23 protein-coding genes and 1 other RNA gene are annotated in these 25,331 nt (G+C 62.8%); 13 read left to right on the top strand and 11 right to left on the bottom strand.

Going from position 1 to position 25,331, the window contains the following annotated elements; all coding sequences use genetic code 11:
- The 5 genes from AC1RMD_RS20850 (at position 1) to AC1RMD_RS20830 (ending at position 4,979) form a co-directional block, all read left to right on the top strand.
- Positions 1-2,073 (top strand): M3 family metallopeptidase, encoded by a 2,073-nt coding sequence (locus AC1RMD_RS20850; protein ID WP_492928976.1) that lies wholly within the window; start codon positions 1-3, stop codon positions 2,071-2,073.
- Between the two features lie 2 nt (positions 2,074-2,075).
- Positions 2,076-2,678: a DUF4124 domain-containing protein gene (locus tag AC1RMD_RS20845; protein ID WP_492928975.1), complete on the top strand. Its 603-nt coding sequence runs from the start codon at positions 2,076-2,078 to the stop codon at positions 2,676-2,678.
- A 116-nt stretch (positions 2,679-2,794) separates the two neighbouring features.
- Positions 2,795-3,220 (top strand): DNA polymerase III subunit chi, encoded by a 426-nt coding sequence (locus AC1RMD_RS20840; RefSeq protein WP_492928973.1) that lies wholly within the window; start codon positions 2,795-2,797, stop codon positions 3,218-3,220.
- Positions 3,217-3,627, top strand: coding sequence for a DUF2486 family protein (locus AC1RMD_RS20835; RefSeq protein WP_492928971.1), 411 nt, complete (start codon positions 3,217-3,219; stop codon positions 3,625-3,627). The genes AC1RMD_RS20840 and AC1RMD_RS20835 overlap by 4 nt, the downstream gene beginning before the upstream one ends.
- Positions 3,628-3,839: 212 nt before the next feature.
- Positions 3,840-4,979: a branched-chain amino acid ABC transporter substrate-binding protein gene (locus AC1RMD_RS20830; protein ID WP_492928969.1), complete on the top strand. Its 1,140-nt coding sequence runs from the start codon at positions 3,840-3,842 to the stop codon at positions 4,977-4,979.
- Positions 4,980-5,067: 88 nt separating this feature from the next.
- On the opposite strand, the gene AC1RMD_RS20825 is transcribed toward AC1RMD_RS20830, so the two are convergent.
- A complete protein-coding gene (locus tag AC1RMD_RS20825; RefSeq protein WP_492928967.1) occupies positions 5,068-5,388 on the bottom strand; it encodes a c-type cytochrome in 321 nt (106 codons plus the stop codon).
- 162 nt (positions 5,389-5,550) lie between these two features.
- Between AC1RMD_RS20825 and AC1RMD_RS20820 the strand changes: the two genes are divergently transcribed.
- The gene (locus AC1RMD_RS20820) at positions 5,551-5,772 is read left to right on the top strand and encodes a TIGR04438 family Trp-rich protein (RefSeq protein ID WP_492928965.1); all 222 of its coding nucleotides are present in this window, start codon (positions 5,551-5,553) and stop codon (positions 5,770-5,772) included.
- Positions 5,773-5,822: 50 nt separating this feature from the next.
- On the opposite strand, the gene ilvD is transcribed toward AC1RMD_RS20820, so the two are convergent.
- Entirely contained in the window at positions 5,823-7,685 is a 1,863-nt protein-coding gene (gene ilvD / locus AC1RMD_RS20815; RefSeq protein WP_492928963.1) for a dihydroxy-acid dehydratase, read from the bottom strand.
- Between the two features lie 146 nt (positions 7,686-7,831).
- On the opposite strand from ilvD, the gene AC1RMD_RS20810 reads away from it, so the two are divergent.
- Genes AC1RMD_RS20810 through AC1RMD_RS20795 form a run of 4 tightly spaced genes read left to right on the top strand, consistent with a single transcriptional unit; the run spans position 7,832 to position 10,791 of the window.
- Positions 7,832-8,728, top strand: a complete 897-nt coding sequence (locus AC1RMD_RS20810) for a LysR family transcriptional regulator (RefSeq protein WP_492928960.1) — start codon at positions 7,832-7,834, stop codon at positions 8,726-8,728.
- Complete coding sequence (lgt, locus tag AC1RMD_RS20805) at positions 8,722-9,567, top strand: prolipoprotein diacylglyceryl transferase (RefSeq protein WP_492928958.1); 846 nt, start codon at positions 8,722-8,724, stop codon at positions 9,565-9,567. Before AC1RMD_RS20810 ends, lgt begins: the two co-directional genes overlap by 7 nt.
- Before the next feature lie 55 nt (positions 9,568-9,622).
- Positions 9,623-10,105 (top strand): hypothetical protein, encoded by a 483-nt coding sequence (locus AC1RMD_RS20800; protein ID WP_492928957.1) that lies wholly within the window; start codon positions 9,623-9,625, stop codon positions 10,103-10,105.
- Positions 10,099-10,791, top strand: coding sequence for a hypothetical protein (locus tag AC1RMD_RS20795; protein ID WP_492928955.1), 693 nt, complete (start codon positions 10,099-10,101; stop codon positions 10,789-10,791). Before AC1RMD_RS20800 ends, AC1RMD_RS20795 begins: the two co-directional genes overlap by 7 nt.
- On the opposite strand, the gene AC1RMD_RS20790 is transcribed toward AC1RMD_RS20795, so the two are convergent.
- The 9 genes from AC1RMD_RS20790 to AC1RMD_RS20750 form a co-directional block, all read right to left on the bottom strand.
- The gene (locus tag AC1RMD_RS20790) at positions 10,788-11,366 is read right to left on the bottom strand and encodes a TSUP family transporter (protein WP_492928953.1); all 579 of its coding nucleotides are present in this window, start codon (positions 11,364-11,366) and stop codon (positions 10,788-10,790) included. The two genes, AC1RMD_RS20795 and AC1RMD_RS20790, sit on opposite strands and share 4 nt — an antisense overlap.
- Positions 11,366-11,833, bottom strand: coding sequence for an EVE domain-containing protein (locus tag AC1RMD_RS20785; RefSeq protein WP_492928950.1), 468 nt, complete (start codon positions 11,831-11,833; stop codon positions 11,366-11,368). Before AC1RMD_RS20785 ends, AC1RMD_RS20790 begins: the two co-directional genes overlap by 1 nt.
- A 63-nt stretch (positions 11,834-11,896) precedes the next feature.
- A non-coding RNA gene (ssrS, locus tag AC1RMD_RS20780) (6S RNA) lies at positions 11,897-12,077 on the bottom strand.
- 46 nt (positions 12,078-12,123) lie between these two features.
- On the bottom strand, positions 12,124-12,435 hold the full coding sequence (locus AC1RMD_RS20775; protein ID WP_020701461.1) for a cell division protein ZapA: 312 nt from the start codon (positions 12,433-12,435) through the stop codon (positions 12,124-12,126).
- Complete coding sequence (locus AC1RMD_RS20770; RefSeq protein WP_492928948.1) at positions 12,432-12,746, bottom strand: hypothetical protein; 315 nt, start codon at positions 12,744-12,746, stop codon at positions 12,432-12,434. The genes AC1RMD_RS20775 and AC1RMD_RS20770 overlap by 4 nt, the downstream gene beginning before the upstream one ends.
- Positions 12,747-12,790: 44 nt before the next feature.
- Positions 12,791-15,640, bottom strand: coding sequence for a beta-galactosidase GalA (gene galA, locus AC1RMD_RS20765; RefSeq protein ID WP_492928946.1), 2,850 nt, complete (start codon positions 15,638-15,640; stop codon positions 12,791-12,793).
- A gap of 81 nt (positions 15,641-15,721) precedes the next feature.
- On the bottom strand, positions 15,722-18,313 hold the full coding sequence (locus AC1RMD_RS20760) for a TonB-dependent receptor (protein ID WP_492928943.1): 2,592 nt from the start codon (positions 18,311-18,313) through the stop codon (positions 15,722-15,724).
- Between the two features lie 140 nt (positions 18,314-18,453).
- On the bottom strand, positions 18,454-19,416 hold the full coding sequence (locus AC1RMD_RS20755) for a LysR substrate-binding domain-containing protein (protein ID WP_492928941.1): 963 nt from the start codon (positions 19,414-19,416) through the stop codon (positions 18,454-18,456).
- 48 nt (positions 19,417-19,464) lie between these two features.
- A complete protein-coding gene (locus AC1RMD_RS20750) occupies positions 19,465-20,400 on the bottom strand; it encodes an SMP-30/gluconolactonase/LRE family protein (RefSeq protein WP_492928938.1) in 936 nt (311 codons plus the stop codon).
- Positions 20,401-20,621: 221 nt separating this feature from the next.
- Between AC1RMD_RS20750 and dgoD the strand changes: the two genes are divergently transcribed.
- The 3 genes from dgoD to AC1RMD_RS20735 are packed head-to-tail and all read left to right on the top strand — an operon-like array spanning position 20,622 to position 25,331.
- Positions 20,622-21,770 (top strand): galactonate dehydratase, encoded by a 1,149-nt coding sequence (gene dgoD, locus AC1RMD_RS20745; protein ID WP_492928935.1) that lies wholly within the window; start codon positions 20,622-20,624, stop codon positions 21,768-21,770.
- 42 nt (positions 21,771-21,812) lie between these two features.
- Positions 21,813-24,329 carry a beta-galactosidase gene (locus AC1RMD_RS20740; protein WP_492928933.1) on the top strand — a complete coding sequence of 839 codons (2,517 nt, stop codon included), beginning with the start codon at positions 21,813-21,815 and terminating at the stop codon, positions 24,327-24,329.
- A gap of 30 nt (positions 24,330-24,359) precedes the next feature.
- Positions 24,360-25,331, top strand: coding sequence for an arabinose ABC transporter substrate-binding protein (locus tag AC1RMD_RS20735; RefSeq protein WP_492928931.1), 972 nt, complete (start codon positions 24,360-24,362; stop codon positions 25,329-25,331).

Genomic DNA, 25,331 nt, shown 5'->3' with positions numbered 1-25,331 from the left:
ATGACCGATCAAAATCCCCTGCTGGACTTTAGCGGCCTGCCGCGTTTCGATGCGATCAAGCCCGAGCACGTCACCCCGGCCATAGCCTCACTGCTGGCCAAGAGCCGCGCCGTGGTCGAGCAACTGGAAGCGCCGTCCGAGCAAGTGACGTGGGATAACTTCGTCACGCCGCTGGAAAACGCCACCGAGCTGCTGGGCCGCGCCTGGGGCATCGTCAGCCATCTGAACAATGTGGTCGATACGCCCGAGCTGCGCGCCACCTACAACGACAACCAGCCGAAAGTGACCGAGTTCTGGACCGCGCTGGCCCAGAACGAGGCGCTGTTCGGCAAGTACAAGGCGCTGCGCGCCTCGGCCGGCTTCGACAGCCTGTCGCCGGCCCGCAAGCGCATCATCGACAACGCCGTGCGCGATTTCCGCATGGGCGGCGCCGAACTGCCGGCCGATAAAAAAGAACGCTTTGCCGACATCCAGGAAGAACACGCGTCGGTCTCGACCCGTTTCTCCGAAAACGTGCTCGACGCCACCAACGACTACAAACTGCTGGTGGCCGACGAGGCCGAGCTGGCCGGCCTGCCCGCCGACGTCAAGGCCGCCGCGCGCGCCGCCGCCGAAAAGGAAAACAAGCAAGGCTACGAATTCTCGCTGCACTTCCCGTCCTACTTCCCCATCCTGCAATTCGCCGACCGGCGCGAACTGCGCGAGACTATCTACCGCGCCAACGCCACCAAGGCTTCCGAGCAGGGCGAGGTGTTCAGCAAGAAGGAAGACTGGGACAACACGCAAAACATCGTCACGCTGCTGAAGCTGCGCGACGAGGAAGCCAAGCTGCTGGGCTACCAGAACTTCGCCGAAGTCTCGCTGGTGCCGAAGATGGCGCAATCGCCGGACCAGGTGATCGCCTTCCTGGAAGACCTGGCCAGGCGCGCCCGTCCGTTCGCCGAGCAGGACCTGGCCGAACTGAAAAAATTCGCGCAGGAAGAACTGGGCATCGCCGAACTGAAAGCCTGGGACATCCCCTACGCCTCCGAAAAACTGCAAGAGCGCCGCTACGCCTTCTCGGCGCAGGAAGTGAAGCAGTACTTCCCCGAACACAAAGTGGTCGACGGCCTGTTCCGCCTGATCCAGAACCTGTTCACCGTCGAGATCAAGCCGGACGACGCGCCGGTATGGCACAAGGACGTGCGTTTCTACCGCATCGAGCGCAACGGCAAGCTGATCGGCCAGTTCTACCTCGACCTGTACGCGCGCGCCGGCAAGAGCGGCGGCGCCTGGATGGACGACGCCCGCGGCCGCCGCGCCGAGGAAGAGAAAATCCAAACCCCGGTCGCCTACCTGACCTGCAACTTCACCGAGCCTGCGGTGGTCGACGGCGTGGCGCAACCATCGCTGTTCACGCACGATGAAGTGATCACGCTGTTCCACGAGTTCGGCCACGGCCTGCACCACATGCTGACCCAGGTGGACGAGCTGGGCGTGTCCGGCATCTCCGGCGTCGAGTGGGATGCGGTGGAACTGCCGTCGCAATTCATGGAGAACTTCTGCTGGGAGTGGGAAGTGCTGGAACACATGACCTCGCACGTGAGCACCGGCGAACCACTGCCGCGCGCGCTGTACGACAAGATGCTGGCCGCGAAGAATTTCCAGTCCGGCCTGCAGACCTTGCGCCAGGTGGAATTCTCGCTGCTGGACATGCACCTGCACTACGACTACGACGCCAGCACCGGCCAGACCGTGCAGCAACTGATCGACGAAGTGCGCGCCAGGTTCGCGCTGATCGTGCCGCCGGCGTTCAACCGCTTCCAGAACTCCTTCGGCCACATCTTCTCCGGCGGCTACGCGGCCGGCTACTACAGCTACAAGTGGGCCGAGGTGCTGTCCGCCGACGCCTACGCGGCGTTCGAAGAAGCCAAGGCGCTGGGCCCGGAAGCCACCACCGCGACCGGCAAGCGCTACCTGCAGGAGATCCTGTCGGTGGGCGGCTCGCGGCCGGCGCTGGAATCGTTCACGGCCTTCCGTGGCCGCGAGCCCAGCATCGACGCGCTGCTGCGTCACAGCGGCATGGCGGCCTGATCATGAAGCGGCTGGCCGTCCTCGCCGCCGCGCTGCTGTGCCTCGGCACGGCCAGCGCCCAGGTGTACAAATGGGTCGACGACAAAGGCGTGACCCACTACAGCGACCAGCCGCCGCCGCCGTCGGCGCCGGCCAAAACAAAAGTTGAAGTGAAATCGTTTTCCACCGGTGGAGCTTCGGTGGAGTTGCCGCAGGAACTGGCCGACGCCGTGCGCAACCGCCCGGTCACGCTGTACACCACGGCCCAGTGCGACGGCTGTAGCAACGCCCGCGCCATGCTGATGGCGCGCGGCATTCCTTTCAATGAAAAAACCGTCGCCACCGTGGCCGACCAGCTGGCGTTGAAGAAGGCAGGCGGCAACGGCCAGCTGCCGCTGTTGCTGGTGGGCCGCAGCAAGCTGACCGGCTTCGAGCAGAACAGCTGGGACGTGTTGTTGAGCGACGCCGGCTATCCGCTGGAAAAACGCTTGCCACCGAATTATCAGTACCCGGCGCCGGTTTCCGCCGCGCCGCCGCCGGCCGCGCCGCCCGAAACGGTGCGCCCCGTGGAGGAGCTTGCCAAGCCTCTGCCGCCGGTCAATGCGCCGCCCGGCTTCCAGTTCTAGAATTGGCGTTCGGTAGCAACATCGGTGCCAGCGCCAATAATAATTTTCGCATAAACTGGAATCAAACAGCACCCCGCTGCATGCACTTCCCCTCTACAGAACAGATCAAATCAGCTATGACACGCATCGATTTCCACACCAACGTGCCGGACAAGATCGCCTATGCCTGCCGCCTCGTGCGCAAGGCCTGGGGCGCGAACAAACGCGTGGTGCTAATGGCAGACGATGAGGCGCAACTGGCAGAACTTAACGCGGCGATGTGGACATTTTCCCCTACCGACTTCCTGCCCCATGTGCTTGCCGGCGACGCGCTCGCCGCACACACGCCAATCATTCTCACGGACAACGATGAGGCAGATTTACCACACAAAGATTTATTGGTAAATTTGTCGCGCCGCGCGCCTTCCGCGGTCGCGCAATTCGAGCGCATGATCGAAGTAATTTCCTCCGATGAGGATGACGCGGCCGCCGGCCGCAAGCGCTATGTCGCATACAAGCAGCAAGACTATCCACTTACCCACTTTGTCACAGGAAAATCATGAGCCAAGCCCAATCGTTTGACGCCAGTATCCCTGTATTGACGGAAGTCCTGAAGGCCGAGCCGCTGGGCGATGAACTGCTGCCCGGCGAGGCCGCTTCCGGTACCCGCACCACCTTGTCCAAGCGCGCTGAAATGGCGGCCGAGCTGGAAGCCGACGCCATCGACAACTGGAGCGATGCCGAATGGGCGATGATGGAACACCGGCTGTCCGAACGCATCATGCACCAGCTGCAATCGCGCGTCGATTTCGTGCTGGAGCAACGCATCAAGGATTGCATGGCCGAAGTCCTGACCCACGCCCTGCACGGCCTGACCAATGAAATCCGCATCGGCCTGCACGACACCATCGAGAAAATCGTCGCCCGCGCCGTCTCGCAAGAGTTGACGCATCTGCAGGCCAAAAAGTAAGAATTCCCCTCCCGGTCCGTTCCCGATTCTGGTGCGCGGACCGCACTCCCCCAGCGCGACACGCATCAAAACCGGGAAATGCCACTGAAAAGTGCGAATCCCTGCGAATCTCCCTTTGCGATAAGAATAATTTGTTGTACCTTTTGGCCTTGCAGAAAAATTCTGCGGCGTTCATGAGACACCGTCGCTTATTCAACCATTGGAGAATGCATATGCTGTTCAAGACCAAGTTCATTCCACTCGCCATCGCCCTGGCTTTTGCTGGCAGCGCCGGCGCGCAAGAAGTGATCAAGATCGGCCACGTCGCGCCGGTCTCCGGTCCGTCCGCGCACCTGGGCAAGGACAATGAAAACGGCGCCAAGATGGCCGTTGAAGAATTGAACGCCAAAGGCATCAAGATCGGCGGCAAGGCGGTCAAGTTCGTGCTCGTGCTGGAAGACGACGGCGGAGATCCGAAACAGGGCACGGCGGTCGCGCAGAAACTGGTCGACGCCAAAGTCAACGGCGTGATCGGCCACCTGAACTCCGGCACCACCATCCCTGCCTCGAAGATCTACTTCGACGCCGGCATTCCGGAAATTTCGCCAGCCACCACCCAGACCAAATACACGCAGCAAGGCTTCAACTCGGTGTTCCGCGTGGTCGCCAACGACGCCAAGCTGGGCGGCACGCTGGGCGGCTACGCAGTCGGCAAGATGGGCGCGAAGAAAATCGCCGTCATCGACGACCGCACCGCCTACGGCCAGGGCGTGGCGGAAGAGTTCATCAAGGGCGCCAAGAAAGCGCTGCCGGGCGTGCAAATCGTCGGCAAGGAATTCACCACCGACAAGGCCACCGACTTCAACGCCATCCTGACCACCATCAAGGGCAAGAATCCCGACCTGATCTTCTTCGGCGGCATGGACTCGGTAGGCGGCCCGCTGCTGCGCCAGATGAAGGCGCTGGGCATCCAGGCCAAGTACATGGGCGGCGACGGCCTGTGCACCGAATCGCTGCCTAAGCTGGCCGGCGTCGACGCGGTCAAGGTCGTCACCTGCGCCGAAGCCGGCGGTGTGCCGCCCGAGCTGCAAAAGAACATGGACGACTTCCATGCGCGCTACAAGAAGAAGTACAACATGGACGTGCAACTGTACGCGCCGTATGTGTACGACTCGGTCATGACGATGGTTTCCGCGATGCAGGCGGCGAATTCGGCCGAGCCAGCCAAGTACCTGCCGTTCCTGCAAAAGATCAAGTATCAGGGCGTGACCGGCCTGATCGAGTTCGATGCCAAGGGCGACATCAAGGACGGCTCGCTGACCATGTACAACTACAACAACGGCACCAAGACCATCACTTCGGTCATCAAGTAAATAAAAAAAGCCCCGTCGGCCTGAACGCGCTCAAGATCGCGCTCAGTGCAGACGGGGCTTTTTTTTATTCTTTTTACTACGGCGCTGATTACTTCTGCGCCAGTATCCATTTCACCAGGGTCTTGGCGTCGGCGTCGGTCACCTGCGGATTGGCTGGCATCGGGATCGCGCCCCAGGCGCCGGAACCGCCCTTGATCACTTTGGTGACCAGCTTGGCTTCCGCGTCTTTCTGGCCGGCGTACTTGGCGGCGACATCCTTGTAGGCAGGGCCGACCAGCTTGGTGCTCACAGCGTGGCAAGCCAGGCAGTTCTTCGCTTTCGCCAGGTCCATGCCCGCGTCCGCCATAGCGGCTTGCGATGCGAATGCCGATGCGACTACCATGCCAACCATCATCAAATTACGTTTCATTGTCTTCTCCAGGTAAGTGCTACTCAATTCCGCCAACAATTCTACCGTGTTTTGCTATTGAACATTAAACGCCATAGCGCTTATCTTCGTTGACCCATAATAGAAGATTGCTGCCCGTAAAGCCGTTTTCTTTGTAAGATGACGTAACTGGAGGAGCACAACATGCCTATCATTTTGGTGATCTTAGCCCTGTGCGGGCTGCGGTATTTTGAAGTGTGGAAGTTCGCCCTGCTGTCCTGGTGGTGGATTATCGGGCTGATGGTGTTCGCCTTCGTGTGGTTCGAGTTCCTGGAGCCGATGCTTGGACTGGACAAACGCAAGGCGCACAACGAGGACGAAAAGCGCCGCAAGGCGCGCGTGAAGCAGAATTTCGACAAGAAGTGAAAATAACTCCCGCTCCGGGCGGAGCGGGAGTGTGGCAGTCCGGCGCTTGCTTAGCGCTTGATCTGCGACAGATCGCGCACGGCGCCGCGGTCGGCCGACGTGGTCAACGCCGCGTAGGCTTGCAACGCCTGCGACACATAGCGCTGACGGTCGACCGGCTTCCACGCCGCATCGCCCTTGGCCTCCATCGCCGCGCGACGCGCCGCCAGGTCGGCATCGCTGATGCGCAGGTTGATGGTGCGGTTCGGGATATCGATATCGATCATATCGCCCTCTTCCACCAGGCCGATCGCGCCGCCCTCCGCCGCTTCCGGCGAAGCGTGGCCGATCACCAGTCCCGACGAACCGCCCGAGAAGCGGCCATCGGTCAGCAACGCGCAAGCCTTGCCCAGGCCTTTGGACTTGATGTACGACGTCGGGTACAGCATCTCCTGCATGCCGGGACCGCCCTTCGGACCTTCGTAGCGGATGATGACCACATCGCCTTCATGCACGGTATCGCCGAGGATGCCCTCGACGGCCGCGTCCTGGCTCTCGAACACGCGCGCCTTGCCGCTGAATTTCAGGATGCTTTCATCGACGCCGGCCGTCTTCACGATGCAGCCGTTCTGCGCCAGGTTGCCATACAAGACCGCCAGGCCGCCGTCCAGCGAATAGGCGTGCGCCTTGTCGCGGATGCAGCCGGTGCTGCGGTCGGTGTCGAGCGCGTCGTAGCGCTCCGATTGCGAGAACGCCACCTGCGTCGGCACGCCGCCAGGCGCGGCGCGGAACAACTGGTGCACGGCCGGATCGTCGCTGCGCTTGATGTCGTTGCGTTCGATCGCGTCGCCCAGCGTCGGCGCGTGGATGGTCGGCAGCGAGGTGTCCAGCAGACCGGCGCGCGCCAGTTCGCCCAGGATCGCCATGATGCCGCCGGCGCGGTGCACGTCTTCGATGTGGTACTTGTCGGTCATCGGCGCGACCTTGCACAGGCATGGCACGTTGCGCGAGATGCGGTCGATGTCCTTCATGTCGAAGTCCACCTCCGCTTCGTGCGCTGCGGCCAGCAAGTGCAGCACGGTGTTGGTGGAACCGCCCATCGACACATCCAGCGCCATGGCGTTTTCAAACGCGGCCTTGCTGGCGATGGAGCGCGGCAGCACCGAGTAGTCGTCCTGCTCGTAGTGGCGCTTGGCCAGTTCGACGATCAAACGGCCGGCGCGCAGGAACAGCTGCTCGCGGTCGGAGTGGGTGGCGACGATGGTGCCGTTGCCCGGCAAGGCCAGGCCCAGCGCCTCGGTCAGGCAGTTCATCGAGTTGGCGGTGAACATGCCCGAGCACGAACCGCAGGTAGGACAGGCCGAACGCTCGATCTCGGCGACATCCGCATCGCTGACCGACTGGTCGCCGGCCTTGATCATGGCGTCCACCAGATCGAGCTTGATGATCTTCTGTTTGCCGTCGACCACCTTCAGCACCTTGCCCGCTTCCATCGGGCCGCCGGAGATGAACACCACCGGAATGTTGAGGCGCATCGCGGCCATCAGCATGCCCGGCGTGATCTTGTCGCAGTTGGAGATGCAGACCATCGCATCGGCGCAGTGGGCGTTGACCATGTACTCGACCGAGTCGGCGATCAGGTCGCGCGACGGCAGCGAGTACAGCATGCCGCCGTGGCCCATGGCGATACCGTCATCGACGGCGATGGTGTTGAATTCCTTGGCCACGCCGCCGGCCCTTTCGATCTCGCGCGCCACCAGCTGGCCCAGGTCCTTCAGGTGCACGTGGCCGGGCACGAACTGCGTGAACGAGTTCACCACAGCGACGATAGGCTTGTCGAAGTCGCCGTCCTTCATGCCGGTCGCGCGCCACAGGGCGCGGGCGCCGGCCATGTTGCGGCCGTGGGTGGTGGTGCGGGAACGGTATTGCGGCATGATGTTTCTCCAATGATAAAGGCGGGCTTAAGACCGCTGTCGTAGCATGACAGATTGCCTTTCCCCTGCGCCGGTGTCAAATATAGTATTTTCGACTCTGTGAGTCGTATAAAATATCACTGGATAGAATTTCAACAGTAAACAATATGAACATCGAACTGCGGCAACTACGCTATTTCGTCACCGTCGCCGAGGAACTCCACTTCGGCAAGGCGGCGCTGCGCCTGCACATGACGCAGCCGCCGCTGTCGCAGACGATACAGGCGCTGGAAGAGCTGCTGGGCGCCGCGCTGTTCGAGCGCAACCGCCGCGGCGTGGCGCTGACGCCGGCCGGCCTGGCGCTGCTGCCGGAAGCGCGCCGCATGCTGGCGCAATCGCAGGAGCTGCCGCAGCTGGTGCAGCGCGCCGCCGCCGGCGAGGTGGGCAGGCTGACGCTGGCCTTCATCTCCTCGGCCGACTACAGCGTGCTGCCGCCCTTCCTGCGCGCCTACCGCGCCGCCTATCCGCAAGTGCAGATCACGCTGCAGGAAGCCACGTCGGACCTGCAACTGGACGACCTGCTCAACAACCGCATCGACGCCGGCCTGCTGATCCCGCCGCTGCCGGACAAGGCCAGGCTGGAACTGGACTACCTGCCGGTGCTGAGCGAGCCGCTGGTGCTGGCCCTGCCGGCCGGCCTGCTGAAGAAGCAAGGCAAGCTGGCCTTGGCCTCGCTGCCGCCGCTGCCGTTGATCATCTTCCCGCGCGCGATCTCGCCGGCCTTGTACGACGCCATCCTGTCGGTGTTCCGCGAGGCCGGCATCACGCCGGAGATAGGCCAGCAGGCGATCCAGATGCAGACCATCGTCAGCCTGGTGTCGGCCGGCATGGGGATGGCGCTGGTGCCGCAGTCCGTGTCCAACCTGATGCGGACCGGGGTAGAATACCGGGCGCTGCGCGACGCCACGCCGCTGGTCGAAACTGGCCTGGCCTGGCGGCGCGACAACGCCTCGCCGGTGCTGCGCGGCTTTTTGGAATTATTAAGGAAGAACACCCTATGCTGATACACCCGATGCCCGACCCGATCGCCCTGCAACTGGGGCCGGTGGCGATCCACTGGTACGGATTGATGTACGTCTTCGCCTTCGCCCTGTTCATCACGCTGGGGCGCGTGCGCATCAAGCAGCCGCACATCGCCGCGCAGGGCTGGCGCAAGGAAGACCTGGACGACATGCTGTTCTACGGCATGCTGGGCGTGGTGATCGGCGGCCGCCTGGGCGAGGTGCTGTTCTATGAGCCGGTCAAGTACTTTTCAAATCCGATAGAAATTCTGAAGGTCTGGCACGGAGGCATGTCCTTCCATGGCGGCTTTCTGGGCGTGCTGATCGCCATGGCCGTGTGGGCACGCAGGAGCGGCCGCAATCTGCTGGACGTGTACGACTTCATCGCGCCGCTGGTGCCGCTGGGTTACGCCGCCGGCCGCCTGGGCAACTTCATCAACGCCGAGCTGCCGGGCAGAGTGGTCAGCGATCAATCGCTGCCGTGGGCTATGCTGTGGCCAGACAACGCCTACCCGCTGCATCCGAATCCCGTGTTCCTGCAAGGCCTGCGCCATCCGTCGCCGCTCTACCAGTTGCTGATCGACGGCCTGGTGGTGTTCGTCATCTTGTGGCTGTACTCGCGCAAAGAGCGTCCACGCCTGGCGGTCGGCGCGACGTACACGCTGCTGTATGGCTGCGCGCGATTCTTCACCGAATACTTCCGCACGCCGGACTGGGAAACCACCTTCCTCGGCATGCCGATCACCTCCGGCCAGGTGCTGTCGCTGCCGATGATCATCGGCGCACTGGCGATGCTGGCATGGGCCTATCGAAAATCATCAAACTCAAAGCAAATCCGGTAAAATTTTCTACGAGTTCTTTCTCGCCCATTCTTTTTAGCGACATAGCGGCAGGCATATGAATCAAAAAATCGACAGCTGGCTAAATTATGTGTTTGCTCATTTGGACAATGAAAGCGATCCTGACTTCGCCGGATTAGGCTTGATCTTCTACAAGCAACCACTTCATTTGCCAGTTCGCCCATTGGCAATTGATCACCGCCCTCCCGGTCTGCCGTGCAAGGGGCACTCGGAATGCACTTCATTGCTCAAAGAAGTAAGCAAGATACGATCTCCCTATCATGACGGTTTCCATTTAGTAGACTCAACCAGCCTGAACATAACGCACATCAGTCAATTCTTTGCTCCGCCGATCTTGCACAGCGAACCCGAAAGCATCCCTGATCACCCTATAGGCGCTCGATTCATGGCGGCATATCTGGGATCCTTTTTACCGGGAGTTGAATTGATCGCCACACTCAGCAAGCGAGAGGGCGCGTTGATATTTAAGAAGGGATCAATTCAAAGAAAGATCATAAAAAAAGAAAGAACTCTATGCTGACTACAACTACAAAATTAGAGCAGTTAAAAAAGTCACTCTACATCACCACCGTCCTACTCCTACTATCCCTCGCATTGATTTTGTTTGTTTGCTACGCTCTCTCGCCAGGAGAGTGGCATCGCGTAAGCGCTTCCGAAGCTTTTGAGAAGTTGCCGACGGCAGTAACCCTTACCTTCTTCGCTTGGATAGCCATCATTAAGTGGCTGTGGAAATATAGACCGTTCAGTTGGTCATTCGTATTGGGAATTCCTGTTCTGGAAGGCACGTGGACCGGGCATCTGGAATCGGATTGGACACCGGGTAAAGCACCATCTGCCGCACCTCAACTTTTCCCTATCGTATTTTGCATACGCCAAACAGCATTGGCGCTAACCGTGACCAGCTTCACCAAAGACCGGAAAGCAACTTCCAGCGTGGCGGATTTGATCGGCAATGATTCAGCCGCCACGTTACATATGGCATACATGTACACTTTGGCAAATTCGTTTTCACCCGGACTAAGCGCTCAGCACGGAGCAGGCTATGTCGAAATATCATCGGCCGATCCACGTGAGCTTCAAGGCACTTATTGGACATCAACCAAGACCCAAGGCAGGATTATCTTAGTCCATCGCACGAAAGAATGCATCGACTCGTATTCTTCAGCGATCGCCAAATATCCAGTTGCCCATTGGAAGAAGTTTTAAGCTAGCGCCTTGCGCAGCATGTAGGCTGCCAGGCCGTAGAGTACGTTACACCAGGTCATGAACGGAATCGACAGGAAGCCGCCGCCCGCACCCAGCAAACCCGCCACCAGGCCGATCACGCCGCCGGCGCCGAACATGCCGACACTGCCCGGCAGGCCGCGCTGCGCAACGCCTTCCACCACTACCGCCTTTCTGGCGAACAGTATCTGCGTGGCGGAAAAACCCAGGAACACGCAGAACAGAATCGCCTGGCCCGCAGGACTCATTTGCTTGGCGATCCATGGCCCGCACCAGGCCCCGAGCAGTATGCCCGGCGACAGCAACAACGCCACCCGCCACAGCACCGCGCCATGCAGGTGATGCGCGCGCACCGACGACATCGACGTGAACAAAATCACGCCCAGCGATGTCGCCACCGCCATATGTATGTTCACACTATCGGGAAAGCCCTTGGCGCTGAAGATCATCGTGATGAACGGCACCAGTATCATGCCGCCACCTATGCCCAGCAGGCCCGCCAGGAAGCCGCCCACGGCGCCCATCAGCAGCAGGACCAGCACCAGGCCGATATCCATCAGGCGCCTTTCTTCAGCAGCTTGACGATGGTGTTCCACTGCGCCGCCGTCACCGGCGTGATCGACAATCGGCTGCCTTTTTGCAGCACCACCATGTCCTCCAGCGCCGGGATGGTGCGCATCTCGGCCAGCGACAGCAGCCGCGTTTTCTGCGTGCCCTGCACATCGACCGAGATCCAACGCGGCTGCTCCGGCGTGGCCTTGGGATCGTAGTACTTGCTGTCCTTGTCGAATTGCGTGGCGTCGGGATAGGCGCCGCCCACCACTTTCGCCAGGCCGGCGATGCCGGGCTCCGGGCAACTGGAATGGTAGAACAACACGCCGTCGCCATCCCGCATGCCGTCGCGCATGAAGTTGCGCGCCTGGTAGTTGCGCACACCGAACCACGGCGTGGTCTGCGCGGGCGACGCCATGACATCGTCGATGCTGACTTCATCAGGCTCGGATTTCATCAACCAATATTGCATGGATTTTTCTCCAGACGAAAAAAAGCGGTTGCGCACTCACATGCTTGCAACCGCTTCTTGGTATAAGGCCCCGCCTGTGCCGTCTTTGCCGGCATCCCGAACCAAACGGTTCAAGGTGGTCACAGTTAGTTCAATTTCGGGTTCATCGGACTAGCGACGCTCACGCCCATCGAACAAAATTCCGCAACCGGTGCACATAAATGGTTCAAGGAATATATGGCAATCGCGAACACCGCAGGGTGAGACGAAGTTTACTCTCTTGTCCGCCGCAAAGGAAGGAATTTAGCGAATTAAAACAGGGTTTCTTGCGGCGTCAGTGCGCTATCGAGTACTTTGTGCATGGCGCTGATCTTCGTCTGCACATCCAGTATAGACATCTCCGACAACGGCCCCACCGGCGACTTCACCGACAGGAACTCCGCCGCCATGCCCAGCGCCGCCATCACGGCGATGCGATCGTTGCCCTTGACCTTACCGCCGTCGCGGATCGCCGTCATCTTCTTGTCCAGGAACGACGCGGCCTCGCGCAACGCGCGTTCCTCGCCCTCCTTGACGACCAGCCGATACGGCGAACCCATGATGGTGACATCGAGCTGTATCATCGTGCGTCCTCGTTTTCAGGCTGTTCTTCCTCTTCGGCGTCGCCGTCGAGCGCGGGGATTTTTTCCAGCAAGGCCTCGACGCGGCCGGCCGCCTCGCTCAACTTGCGCTGATAGCCCATGTTCTCCACCACCAAGGCGGCATTAGCCTGACGCAATTGCGCATTTTCCCGGCGCAGCGCCTGGGTCATCTCGGCCAGCTGGTCGATTTTGTCGGATAGTTCTTGGAAATCTGGAATCATCCCGCCACTATAGGCAGCGCGCGGAACGCCGTCAACCGAATCGCGCCCCCGGCCCGCATATTTGGAGGGCAAGCGCGCGATTTATTTCTTCGATGTCAACGTCCCGCCAAAAATTGCTACTTTGCCAGCAGGCGTGGCGTAATGCTCACAAAGCCCTCGATGCCGCTGGCCTGCCCCGGCTCCGCCTCGACGATCACGTTGATCTCGCGCTTGCCCACGCCTGCCTCGGCCGGCAACGGCAGCTCGAACGCCGCCAGCGCGTAGCTGTCCTTCTTGCCGATCAACCGGCCGTTCAGCCAGACCTCCGCCTTGCCGCGCACTCCGGCGAAGCGGATCATGCCGCTGCCGTCGGCCAGGTTCTTGCGCGGCGTGAAGCTGGCGCGGTACAGGTGAAACTTCGCCGCGGCCGGCGCGATCATCGGCGGCGATCCCCAACCCCAGGTGTTCATGTCGAAGCTGGCCAGCTGCTGGTTCGGGTCCGGACGCTCGCCGCTGTCCGGCGCGATGCGCCAGCTGCGCACAAAGGTCAGCGGAGCTTCGGCCGCCGCCACGTAAGGTTGCGCCGCCGCCGTCTTGACCGGAATACTGATGCGCGCCGGCGCCAGGCCGGGCGCGGTCGCGGTCACGCTGATCGCCTCCGTGCCGTCGTAGTTGGTCTGCACGATCAACTGCGCCAGGCCGTTGAACAGGCGGCGCGTCGGGCCCTTCTCGTCCTCGTGCGAGTTCGGATCGCCGTTGCCATGGCCGATGGAGCGGCCGCCGCCCGTCACGGCGAAGGTCACCTGCGCATCGGCCAGCGGAACAGCGCGGCCTTGCGCATCCAGCGCGCGCACGGTGATCGGCATCGCATCGCGGCCGTCGCCGGCCAGCTGCGCGCGGTCCGGCACCAGCTCCAGCGCGACAGCGGCGCCGGTGGTCTCGACCGCCGTGCGCGCGACTTCCTTGCCGCCGTTGTAGCCGATCGCTTCCAGCTTGCCGGGTGCGTAGGCGACGTTGAAGCTGTTCATGCGGTACGGGTCCACCTTCTGCTCGCCCAGCAGGCGACCGTTCAGCAGCAGCCGCACGCGCTCGACGTTGGCCATCACCATCACGCGGATTTCCTTGCCCTCGCTGCCGCTCCAGTTCCAGTGCGGCGCGATATGGATCAGCGGACGATCCTTGATCCACTGCACCTGGTGGATGTAGTAGGCGTTCTTCGGGAAGCCGTTCAGGTCCATGATGCCGAACACCGAGCTGACCGACGGCCATTCGTTCGGCGTCGGCTCGCCGCGATAGTCGAAACCGGTCCAGACGAAACCACCCGCCACATACGGCCGCGTGGCGATCGCCTGCCAGGCGTCGCGGTGGGTGTTGCCCCACTCCGCCGCATCGTCGTCGTAGCTGGCGATCAGGTTCTTCTCGCGGACGGTCTTGAACTCGCCGCGCGTCATATAGGCCGACGTGTCTTCGGAGCTGGTGAAGGGCTTGTTCGGATAGGCCTTGTGATAGCGGTCATAATCCGGCACCTGATAGTTGGCGCCCACCACGTCCACCGCGTGCGACACATTCAGATCGGTCAGGAAGCCGCCATTCATCGCAGCCGTCACCGGACGGGTATCGTCCAGCGCCTTCACGGCGGCCGACATGCGGCGCACCATTTCGTAGCCCACTTCGGTGGCCTGTTCCGGCTCCTCGTTAAACACCGACCACAGGATCACGCCCGGATGATGGCGGTCGCGCTTGACCATCCATTCCAGCTGCCGCATGTAGTCCGGCGACGGATTGAAGTTGCGGTTCTCGTCCATGACGACGAAGCCCATGCGGTCCACCAGGTCCAGCACTTCGGCCGCCGGCGCGTTGTGCGAGAAGCGGATCGCGTTCACGCCCAGCTCCTTCAGCCGGCGCAGGCGATACTCCCACACCGAATCCGGCACGGCCACGCCGACGCCCGCATGGTCCTGGTGGATGCACACGCCCTGCAACTTCACATGCACGCCATTGAGGAAGAAGCCCTGCGCCGCGTCGAAGCGAATGGTGCGGAAGCCGGTATGCAGCGACACCTCGTCGAGCGCCTTGCCATCCTGGAGAACCCGCGTCGTCACGCGATACAGATTGGTTTTCTCCAGCGACCATAGGGCCGGATTGACGACGGCCAGCGGCACCTGCACCGTGTTCATACCCAGCGCACCGATGCGGGCGGCGGCGCTCTGACGCGCCACCTGCTTGCCGGACGGGTCGAACACAGCCACTTCCACCGTCACTGCGCTGGTCTGCTTGCCGCTGTTTTTCAGCGTGACCTCGACCGGAATGGTCCAGTCCTTGCCCTTACCAGGGCGCGGCGTCGCGTGCACGCCGTCGGTGACGACATGCACCGGATCGCGCTTGACCAGCCACGCATGGCGATACATACCCGCCCCCTCGTACCACCAGCCTTCCATGGCCTCGGCATCGGCACGGATGGCGATGGTGTTCATCGCATCGCCGTAGCGCAGATAGGGTGTGATGTCGATATAGCTGGAATTGTAGCCGGACCAGTTGCGGTTCACCACATTGCCGTTCACCCAAACGGTGGCGTGGGTGGCGATGGCGTCGAACTGCAACTCGAAGTGGCGGCCGCGATCGGCCGCGTCCACGCGCAGATAGCGCCGGTACCAGCCGATGCCGCGCGGACGATAACCCTGCGAGACGTTGGCATTGGGATCGAACGGGCCTTCAACCGCCCAGTCATGCGGCAGGTCCAGGTGGCGCCAATCGGAATCGTCGTATTCGGTGCCGGCCGCGCCGGCGGCGTTGCCGGCCTTGGCATTGCCGTAGGATTCGCCATGCCCCTTGATCGGCGGCTGGACGATATCGCCCTGGTGGAACAGCCAGCCGCGATCGAGCGACAGCCGCTCACGCCCCGGCGTTGCGGCCTGCGCGGCCACGCAGGCCGTCAGCAAAAGGATGGCGGACCACAGCCGCCGCCAGTTGAATGTGTACGATTTCAATCCGCGCCCCCTTAACAAAAAAACGGAGCAGCGCCATCACGCACCGCTCCGCTAAAACCACGATAAAAACAGATAAACAGATTACAGCTTGAACGACAGACCCAGGTTGAAGCGGCGGCCAAACTCGGTCACTTCCTGCTGCACAGGGATGTTCGCACTGGTATAGACGGCCTTCTGGTTGGTCAGGTTGTCGATACCGAAGCGCAGCTGGACGTTCGGCGTCAGTTGCTTGGCCAGGTTCAGCGTCACATAGGTTTCGGCTTCGTTCTCGATCAACTGGCCGGCGCCCCAGGTTGGGTTGCGCACGAAAGCACTGTGGTAGTTGGCGGAGATGCGCGCCTCGTAGCCGGCCTTCTCGTACCACAGCGTCACGCCGCCGTTGCTCTTCATCAGACCTTCGATCGGATAAGGATTCACGCTCGGCGTTTTCTCGCGGATGTTACTGGTAGTGTAGGCGTAGTTGCTGGCGATGCCCAGGCCATCGAACGGCGCAGGCAGCGAAGTAAAGGCCTGCTGGTACACCAGCTCCACGCCGCGGATGTCGCCGCCGTCGCCATTGACCGAACGGGTAATGGTGGCTGGACGGCCGTTGACGGTGGTGGTGTCGCTGGTGATGGCGATGTAGCGCGAGACCTTCTTGTAGAACGCGCCGGCCGACAGCAGCGAACCTTTGCCGAAGTACCACTGGTAAGCCAGGTCGACCTGGTTGGCCATCATCGGCTTCAGTTCAGGATTACCGGCGCTGCCGGTTACCGGCTGGGTGGTATCCGTCACCACGTTCAGGTTGCGCGAAGAGCGCATCTCGTCCAGCGGCGCGCGCGACATGGCGCGTGCCACGCTGAAGCGCACCTGGCGTTCCTGCGCTTCGTCCATGTTGAAGATCAGATTCAGGCTAGGCAGGATCTCGTTGTAGGAGGTGCCGCCTTCCACCGCCGTCGGCGCCGCGCCGTTCAGCGACTGCATGCCGTAGCCGGTCTGCGTGGTGTGCACCAGGCGCACGCCGACGTTACCGCGATAGGTCTTGCCGAAGGCTTCACCGTCCAGGTCACCCTGTACAAAGGCCGAAGTGCTGCGCTCCTTGACCTTCCAGCCGGACAGCAGGTCGTTCTGCGTCTGCGGGCGGCCGTCAGGATTGAAGGCGTTCGCGCCGAAGGCCGCTGCGGTGGAAGCACCGAAGTCCTTCAATGCGACATACGACGGGAAGCCGCTGACGTTGACCGTCTCGTAGGCCGATGCAGGAATCGCCGCCGTGGGATTGAGCTGCCAGGTGGTCTGGCGGTAGCTCTTCTCACGGTCGGTGGCGCGCACGCCCACTTTCAGGCGGCTGATGATGCTGCCCTCGATCGGACGCGATGCGCTCAGGCTCGCCGCGTTCAGCAGATCCTTGACATGGCCGTCGGTGTCGACGTACAAGGTCGGCGCGCCGAAATTGGCCGGGTTGCCGGTGTCCATGCCGAAGTTGTAGCTCTGGTGCTCGTCACCGGTGAAGTCCCAGCTGATCGTGGTCGGGTTGTTCGAATACTGGCGCACGTCGCGCCACTGGCTGCTGCGCATCGCGTGGGAGGTGGACAGGTCGCTTTCCACCTTCCAGTCGCCGACGTTGAACTTGCCGTTGATGCCGCTGGCGGCAACGCTGGTGTCCTGTATCCACAGGTAGTCGTTGGTGACCACGCCGACGTTCTTCAACGTGCCGCCGGCGACGTAGCCGTTGCGGATGTCGAGGTTGCTGAAGTTGCCCGACTCGTAGCCGTCCCAGTTACCCAGGTCGCCGGTCCAGTGCTGCAGGCCCGGCTCGCGGATCGCCGCCTTGGCGTAGTAGCTGTCGGCGGTGATCAGCACGTCGCTGGACGGCTTCCATTCGACCTTGCCAAGGACGCTGGTGCGCTTGTCCTTGCCGCGCTTGACTTCGTCCTGGAAGCCCCACGGCGTCTTGTCTACCTTGCCGTCGCCGTTCAGGTCCGCCGAATGGTCTTCATTGAAGCCCCAGTGGCGCACGTTCTTTTGCAGCGAAGGCTGGTCCTGGTAGCTGGCGGCCAGCGCCACGCCCAGCGTCTTGTTGTTGAACTGGTCGATGTAGACACCACCGAGGCGCGGCGCGGTCTTGTCGGCGCCGCCGATGTCCTTGGCCAGCGCGTAGTACAGCGCATCCGCCTTCAGCGAAACCTGGCGGCCCGAGTACTTCAACGGCGAAACGGTTTGCAGGTCGATGGTGGTGGCGATGCCGCCTTCCGCCAACTCGGCGTTCTGCGTCTTGTAGATGGTGGCGCCGCTCAGCGACTCGGATGGGAACTGCTCGAAACGCACGGCGCGGTTAGGCTCCGACGAAGCCAGCTCGCGGCCGTTCAACGTGGCGCCGATGAAGCGAGGGCCCATGCCGCGCGCGACGATCTGGCTGGCGTTGCCGCGATCCAGGCCGGACGACATGCCCGGCAAGCGCGCCAGCGATTCGGCGATGGTGGTATCCGGCAGCTTGCCGATGTCTTCCGACGAAATCACTTCCACGATGCTGTTCGAAGCTTCCTTCGCGGCCAGCGCGTTACGCACCGAGGCGCGAATGCCGGTGACGTTCACTTGTTGGGTATCGGCTGCGGCTTCCTGGGCAAACGCTTGTTGGACCAGCAGAGGGGACGTGAAGAGCGTGGCGATGAGCCAGCTCATTTTTTTGTGCTTCATGTGCATCTCCAGTGTTGTGTAGTTCCGTCTCTGATTAAGGACTAGGACGAATAACTGGATGCTAGCGAAACGAAAGAAGCACTTCCAATAGCTTATTGAGTGCGGGCCATACCAAGATCGTATATCAAGCCCGCAGAGCCTTACACAGGCCGGCGATAGTGAGGATAGATGGCGGCTGCGGCATCGCGCAGCGCGAGCAGCATCGCATCGGCGCCAGGCGAGAGCTGGTGTCGTTTGCGCGTCACAATGCCGAACGAATCCATGCTGACGCCAAGATCGAACGGCAGCACCGTCATCAGGCCCGCCTCCAGATACGGTTGCACGGCGTCGGCAGGCAGCGCGACGATCATGTCGTTGCTCATCAGGAGGCTGGCAACGACGGGCAGGTCGAGGGTCTCGACGGTTTCCGCCGGCTGCTCCAACCCATGCGAAAGGAACAGCGCCGTCAGGCGGTCGCGCAGGATGCTGCCGGCGGGCGGCAGTATCCAGCACTGCTCCATCAGGTCTTCCAATTTCAAATCGGTGCGTCCGGCCAGCGGATGGCCGGCGCCTGCGATCAACAAGTGCGGCTCGTCGGTCAATGGTTCGAAATTGAGTTCGTCGGCGGCCGCCGTGTCGAGAATGCGGCCCACCACCAGATCCAGTTCGCCGCTGCGCAGGCGTTCAACCAACGCTTTACTGGTCGACATGCTGACCGAGACGTGCACCCGCGAGTGGCGCGATTTCAGCAGGTTAATCGCCTTCGGCACCAGGCCGGTGGCCGGCGCCAGCACGGTGCCTATGCCCACGCGCCCGCGCAAGCCGGACAACAGCTCCATCACTTCCTGGTGTGCCGCGTCCATCTCCGCCAACGCCGCACCGGCGCGCCGTATCAGTACTTTCCCGTACCAGGTCGGGGCGACACCGCGCGACAGGCGTTCGAACAATTGAACGCCGAGCGCGTGTTCAAGCTCGCCCAATAATTTGGACGCACCGGGTTGGGTCAGGTTGGCGGCTTGCGCTGCGTGCGCAATCGATCCGTGCCGGCCCAATTCGACCAACAACACCAAATGGCGGGTTTTCAGGTGGGAGCGGACGAAGCGGTCGGAGCTTGAATCGGTCATAGGGGTGATTTTCTGGATCGCCCATCATAAGGGCGCGCCGATGTAGCGTCAATCACCGTGGCGCGGACGTTGGGAATCGGCGACTGCGGCAGGGCCGTCGTCGAACGGGGTGTCTGCCACGCCGGGCGCCAGGCCCTCGGCCACGCCGGCCGGCAGTCCATACAGGCCGCCGCGCGCGCCCAGCAACAGCATCTGCTTCAAGTCGGCGCCGCCGAAGGCCATGCTGGCCACCGGCTCGCGCGCCAGTTCGATCTGCTGGCGCGGATGGCCGTCGGCGCCGTACTGCGCCAGCGCCCCGCCCTGCACGCTCCATAGCATGCCGGCGCTGTCGACGGTGGCTGCGCCCCGCTCCGGCGCCGGTGCAGGCATCGAAGCAAAGGTGCGCACATCGCTTACCTTGGCGCGCTCCGCGTCATAGTTGCATTGCATGATGTCGCCCCTGCTGGCGTCGGCGAAGTACATGCGCGCGCCATCCACGCTGAAGGCGATGCTGCGCGCCGTGACCACCACCGGCAAGGCCAGGCGACGCAGCCCGTGGCGCGTCGAATACTGGTAGAAGCTGCCGATGGGCCGCTGGTCGGCGCCGGTGTTAGCGGTACCAAAGACAAAATTCCCCTGCCGGTCGGTGCGGCCGTCGCTGATGACGGTGCGCGCTTCGGCGGCGTCGATGGTCGCCAGCACCTGCGCCTGGAGCGGGCGGCCGGACTGGCCGGCGGCCGGCAATTCCACCATACCGAGGCGCTTGCCCAAGCCGAGCAGCATGTGCCCGGAGCGACAGCAGGCGATCACGCCGGCGCTTTCCAGCAGGCGCACGCTGGTCGGCATGCTGTCCTGCGCGGGCCAGGCATACAGCTGGCCGCCTTGCGGGTCCGGCCAGCGCCAGCAGGCCGCCTGGGCGTCCCAGCGCAGCGCGCATCCGGCCTGGCCGACGCGTACCAACATGATGCCGGGCGTGGAAGCGAGGGGCGTACTGAGTTGGCTCATGCTGCGGGGGCTCCAGATAGATGATTTGACCGCACCAGTCTAAGCGGACCTTCCCATTCGCAGATATGAATAAATCGCCGGCTGCCATGCCGATATCGAATAGCGGCGAGCCCCCGCCCTAGCTATGCGATATTGATATGCCTACTTACGAATTAATCATATTTCCAGTCTAGCTGGCAGGCTTAGACTGGACGCTGTTCCTGAACTCACTCCCCACACCTATGAAAATCATCAAACTGACGACCTACCGTGTACCACCGCGCTGGATGCTGCTCAAGATCGAAACCGATGAAGGGGTCGTCGGCTGGGGCGAACCGGTCATCGAAGGCCGCGCGCGCACCGTGGAGACGGCGGTGCAGGAATTGGAATCGTATCTGATCGGCCAGGACCCGTCCCGCATCAACGACCTGTGGCAAACCATGTACCGCGCCGGCTTCTATCGCGGCGGCGCGATCACGATGAGCGCCATCGCCGGCATCGACCAGGCGCTGTGGGACATCAAGGGCAAGGTCATGGGCAAGCCGGTCTACGAGCTGCTGGGCGGCCTGGTACGCGACCGCATGAAGATGTACAGCTGGGTGGGCGGCGACCGTCCTTCCGACATCATTGAGCACATCAGCAAGCTGCGCGAAGGCGGTTTCGACACCTTCAAGATGAACGCCACCGAGGAACTGGGCATGCTGGACACCGCCGCCGCCGTCGACAAGGCGGTCGAGCGCGTGGCCGAGATCCGCGCCGCCTTCGGCAACAGCATCGAATTCGGCCTGGACTTCCACGGCCGCGTGGCAGCGCCGATGGCCAAGGTGCTGCTGCGCGAGCTGGAGCCGTATCGCCCGCTGTTCGTCGAAGAGCCGGTGCTGGCCGAGCAGGCCGAATACTATCCGCGCCTGGCCGCAACCACCTCGATTCCGCTGGCGGCCGGTGAGCGCATGTACTCGCGCTTCGAGTTCAAGAACGTGTTCCACGCCGGCGGCCTGTCCATCGTGCAGCCGGACCTGTCGCATGCGGGCGGCATCACCGAATGCCTGAAGATCGCCTCGATGGCGGAAGCCTACGACATCACGCTGGCGCCGCACTGCCCGCTCGGCCCTGTCGCGCTGGCGGCCTGTTTGAGCGTGGACTTCGTGTCCTACAACGCGGTGTTGCAGGAGCAGAGCATGGGCATTCACTACAATAAGGGCGGCGAGCTGCTCGACTATGTCCTCAACAAGGAAGACTTCCGCATCACCGACGGCTACATGAAACCGCTGACCAAGCCGGGCCTGGGCGTGGAAGTCGATGAAGAACGCGTGATCGCCGCCAGCAAAAACGCGCCGGACTGGCGCAACCCGGTATGGCGTCACGCCGACGGCAGCGTCGCCGAGTGGTAAGCGCGGCACTGCGTCAATAAGAATAAAGAAACGGGAGACCACATGCCATTTTTATTACGCCGCCATTCGGGCGCCGCGCTGATCGCGGGCGTCCTGGCAGGCACCGCCAGCGCCGATACGATGCTGTCCATCGACGCCAGTGCGGCCACGCCTGCGCCAAAGGCGGCAGCGCTGCGCATGGGCAGTTCCGTCGCGCCCAACGGCGACAAGCTGGGCGCCAACGCGCGCTACCTGACCCGCAACGGCGCGCCGTGGCTGCCGGTCATGGGCGAGTTCCATTACAGCCGCACGCCCGCGACACAATGGGAAGCGGAGCTGCGCAAGATGAAGGCCGCCGGCATCGACATCGTCGCCAGTTATGTGATGTGGAACCACCACGAAGAGGTGGCGGGCAAGTTCGACTGGCAGGGCAATCGCGACCTGCGCCGCTACGTGCAGCTGGCCGCCAAGGCCGGGCTGGATGTGGTGGTGCGCGTGGGTCCGTGGGCGCATGCGGAAGTGCGCTACGGTGGCGTGCCGGATTGGGTGGTCAACACCATGCCGACCCGCTCCAACGATCCGCAATACATGGCGCTGGTGGAGAAGCTGTACGCGCAGATCGGCGGACAGCTCAAGGGCCTGCTGTGGAAGGATGGCGGCCGCGTGATCGGCATCCAGCTGGAAAACGAATACAACATCGATGGTCCCGGCAAGGGCGCGGCGCACATCGCCGCGCTGAAGAAGCTGGCGCTGAAGGCGGGCATGGATGTGCCCTACTACACCGTCACCGGCTGGGACGGCACCATCTATCCAACGGGCGAAGTGACGCCGGTGTTCGGCGGCTATCCCGACGAGCCCTGGGGCACCAGCACCAAAGAGCTGCCGCCCAAAGAGACTTACGCGTTCCGCTTCGACACCCGCGTCAGCGGCGACCTGGGCGCGCAGACAGCGGCCCATGCGCCCGGCACAGCGGAGACGGACAAGGATGTGACGCCTTTCCTCGGCGCCGAATATGGCGCCGGTTTGCCGTTCATGTACCGTCGCCGCACGGTGGTGTCGGCCGACGATATCGCGTCGATGCTGCCGGTGCAGCTGGGCTCCGGCGTGAACCTGATGGGCTACTACATGTTCCACGGCGGCCGCAATCCGACTGGCCTGGGCGGCACCTCGATGGAAGAGAGTACCCTCAGCGGCGGCTACAACGACACCACCATGATCAGCTACGACTTCCAGGCCCCGCTTGGGCCGGACGGCCAGCAGCGCAAGGTGCTGGAGAAGCTGCGTCCCTTCCATTTGTTCCTGCACGATTTCGGTTCGCGCCTGGCGCCGATGACGGTGCGTAAGCCGGATGCATCGCCCGCCACGCCGGACGACCTGAAGACGGCGCGTTTCGCCGTGCGCAGCGAAGGCGATCGCGGTTTCCTGTTCGTGAACAACCATGTGCGCCAGTATCCGATGGCGGCGCAGCAGGCCACGCAGTTCTCGGTCAAGCTGCCGGGCCAGACGATCACCTTGCCAAGCACGCCGGCCGATATCGCCGACGGTGCCTATTTCATCTGGCCACTGAACCTTGATCTGGACGGCGTCAACCTCGCCTACGCCACGGCGCAGCCATTGGCCTTGCTCGACCAGGGCAAGGCCGGCATGGTGGCGGTGTTCGGCGCCAACACCGGCGTGCCGGTGGAGCTGGCGTTCGACGCCGCGCTCGCGCCGCAGATCCGGGCCGGCAGCGGACAACTTGCCGTCACTAGTGGACGCGCGCTGCTCAGCGGCGTGCAGCCAGGCGCCGGCGCGGCGCTGACCGTGCAGCGCGCCGGCAAACGGCCGCTGACCATCGTCGTACTGACGGCCGAACAATCGCAGCAACTGAGCGTGGCGGAGCTGGACGGCCAGCGCCGCCTGATCCTGAGCGGCCAGCAGGCCTATGTCGCCGACGGCGCGCTGCAAATGCGTTCGGCAGGCAGCAACAAGTTCCGCTTCGCCGTCTACCCTGCGCTGAGCGGCAAGCCAAAGGCAAGTACCGCAGCCCAGGCCTGGTCCGCCGCCGCCGCCGCGACCAGCACGAACATCGCCCTGCGCGCCGCCGGCAACGACGGCATCTTCCAAGCCTTCGAAGCCGAACTGCCGGCACGCGATCTGAAAGCCAGCTTCACGCCGACGCGCGCGGCGCAGGAAGCGGCGCCTGTCGCCATCGGCGGCGGCGCGAAAGCGGCCATGCAACCGCTGCCGGAAAACTTCAAGGCCGCAGGCGCATGGCAGATCAACGTCCCGCGCGAACAGCTGCGCGGGCTGGACGACGCCCTGCTGCAAATCGACTTCGTCGGCGACATCGGCCGCCTTTACTCGGGCACCCGCATGCTGGACGACTGGTACTACAGCGGCTACCAATGGCAGTTCGGCCTGCGCCAGGCCAGCGCCCTGCTCGACCAGCCGCTGACCGTCTCCGTCCTGCCGTTGCGCGTCGACGCCCCGATCTACCTGCCCAAAGAGGCAAGACCCGACTTTGCCGGCAAGGCCCAAATAGCCGCCGTCCGCAACGTCAGCGTGATACCCGTGTATCAGCTGCGCGTTACGCCATAAACAAAAAAATACAAACACTGGAGACTCATCATGAAACGTACCCTACTCGCCGCCGCAACCCTGTGCCTGATGGCCGCGGCCCACGCCGCCGAACCGGTCAAGATCGGCTTCCTCGTCAAACAGGCCGAGGAGCCCTGGTTCCAGGACGAATGGCGCTACGCCGAACAGGCGGCGAAGGAAAAAGGTTTTGCGCTGGTGAAGATCGGCGTCCCTAACGGCGAAAAAATGATCGCCGCGATCGACAACCTGGCCGCGCAAAAAGCACAGGGCTTCGTCATCTGCGCGCCGGACGTCAAGCTGGGCACCGCCGTCGAACGCGCCGCCAAGCGCAACAACATGAAAGTGATTTCGGTCGACGACCGCCTGGTCGACGGCGGCGGCAAGCCTATCGCCTCGATCCCGCACATGGGCATCTCCGGCTACGCCATCGGCAAGCAGGTAGGCGAAGGCATCGCGGCCGAGATCAAGGCGCGCAAATGGAATATGGCCGACGTGGGCGCGATCCGCGTCGCCTACGACCAGCTGCCGACCGCCAAGGAGCGCACGATGGGCGCGGTCGATGCGCTGAAAGCCGCAGGCTTCCCGGTGGCGAACATCGTCGACGCACCGCAATCCAAGACCGATACCGAAAGCGCCTTCAACGCCGCCAACATCGCGCTGACCAAGAACGCCCGCTTCAAGCACTGGGTGGCGGTCGGACTGAATGACGAAGCGGTGCTGGGCGCGGTGCGCGCCGCCGAAGGCCGCGGCATCAAGGCCGACAACATGGTCGGCGTCGGCATCGGCGGCGCCAAGGCCGCTGAGAACGAGTTGAACAAGCCGGCGCCAACCGGTTTCTATGGCTCGGTGATGATCAGCGCCAAAGAGCATGGCTACCAGACCTCGGTCAATATGTACAACTGGATCACCGGCAAAGGCGTGCCGCCGGCGGAAGTGCTGACCAAGGGCATGCTGATGACCCGCGCCAACCAGGCCGACGTACGCAAGCAAATGGGTCAGTGA

Source organism: Duganella sp. GW822-FHT06D06, from assembly GCF_058799615.1.
This window is presented reverse-complemented; position numbering and strand designations above follow the sequence as displayed.

What these genes read in the sequence shown, in the direction of transcription:
- lgt (WP_492928958.1), top strand. Translation starts at nt 8,722, where the DNA reads ATGCTGATACACCCGATGCCCGACCCGATCGCCCTGCAACTGGGGCCG.
- AC1RMD_RS20785 (WP_492928950.1), bottom strand. Translation starts at nt 11,833, where the DNA reads ATGCAATATTGGTTGATGAAATCCGAGCCTGATGAAGTCAGCATCGAC.
- AC1RMD_RS20740 (WP_492928933.1), top strand. Translation starts at nt 21,813, where the DNA reads ATGCCATTTTTATTACGCCGCCATTCGGGCGCCGCGCTGATCGCGGGC.
- AC1RMD_RS20760 (WP_492928943.1), bottom strand. Translation starts at nt 18,313, where the DNA reads ATGAAGCACAAAAAAATGAGCTGGCTCATCGCCACGCTCTTCACGTCC.
- dgoD (WP_492928935.1), top strand. Translation starts at nt 20,622, where the DNA reads ATGAAAATCATCAAACTGACGACCTACCGTGTACCACCGCGCTGGATG.
- AC1RMD_RS20735 (WP_492928931.1), top strand. Translation starts at nt 24,360, where the DNA reads ATGAAACGTACCCTACTCGCCGCCGCAACCCTGTGCCTGATGGCCGCG.
- AC1RMD_RS20850 (WP_492928976.1), top strand. Translation starts at nt 1, where the DNA reads ATGACCGATCAAAATCCCCTGCTGGACTTTAGCGGCCTGCCGCGTTTC.
- AC1RMD_RS20840 (WP_492928973.1), top strand. Translation starts at nt 2,795, where the DNA reads ATGACACGCATCGATTTCCACACCAACGTGCCGGACAAGATCGCCTAT.
- AC1RMD_RS20810 (WP_492928960.1), top strand. Translation starts at nt 7,832, where the DNA reads ATGAACATCGAACTGCGGCAACTACGCTATTTCGTCACCGTCGCCGAG.
- AC1RMD_RS20835 (WP_492928971.1), top strand. Translation starts at nt 3,217, where the DNA reads ATGAGCCAAGCCCAATCGTTTGACGCCAGTATCCCTGTATTGACGGAA.
- ilvD (WP_492928963.1), bottom strand. Translation starts at nt 7,685, where the DNA reads ATGCCGCAATACCGTTCCCGCACCACCACCCACGGCCGCAACATGGCC.
- AC1RMD_RS20775 (WP_020701461.1), bottom strand. Translation starts at nt 12,435, where the DNA reads ATGATACAGCTCGATGTCACCATCATGGGTTCGCCGTATCGGCTGGTC.
- AC1RMD_RS20790 (WP_492928953.1), bottom strand. Translation starts at nt 11,366, where the DNA reads ATGGATATCGGCCTGGTGCTGGTCCTGCTGCTGATGGGCGCCGTGGGC.
- AC1RMD_RS20845 (WP_492928975.1), top strand. Translation starts at nt 2,076, where the DNA reads ATGAAGCGGCTGGCCGTCCTCGCCGCCGCGCTGCTGTGCCTCGGCACG.
- AC1RMD_RS20830 (WP_492928969.1), top strand. Translation starts at nt 3,840, where the DNA reads ATGCTGTTCAAGACCAAGTTCATTCCACTCGCCATCGCCCTGGCTTTT.
- AC1RMD_RS20825 (WP_492928967.1), bottom strand. Translation starts at nt 5,388, where the DNA reads ATGAAACGTAATTTGATGATGGTTGGCATGGTAGTCGCATCGGCATTC.
- AC1RMD_RS20750 (WP_492928938.1), bottom strand. Translation starts at nt 20,400, where the DNA reads ATGAGCCAACTCAGTACGCCCCTCGCTTCCACGCCCGGCATCATGTTG.
- AC1RMD_RS20795 (WP_492928955.1), top strand. Translation starts at nt 10,099, where the DNA reads ATGCTGACTACAACTACAAAATTAGAGCAGTTAAAAAAGTCACTCTAC.
- AC1RMD_RS20820 (WP_492928965.1), top strand. Translation starts at nt 5,551, where the DNA reads ATGCCTATCATTTTGGTGATCTTAGCCCTGTGCGGGCTGCGGTATTTT.
- AC1RMD_RS20800 (WP_492928957.1), top strand. Translation starts at nt 9,623, where the DNA reads ATGAATCAAAAAATCGACAGCTGGCTAAATTATGTGTTTGCTCATTTG.
- AC1RMD_RS20755 (WP_492928941.1), bottom strand. Translation starts at nt 19,416, where the DNA reads ATGACCGATTCAAGCTCCGACCGCTTCGTCCGCTCCCACCTGAAAACC.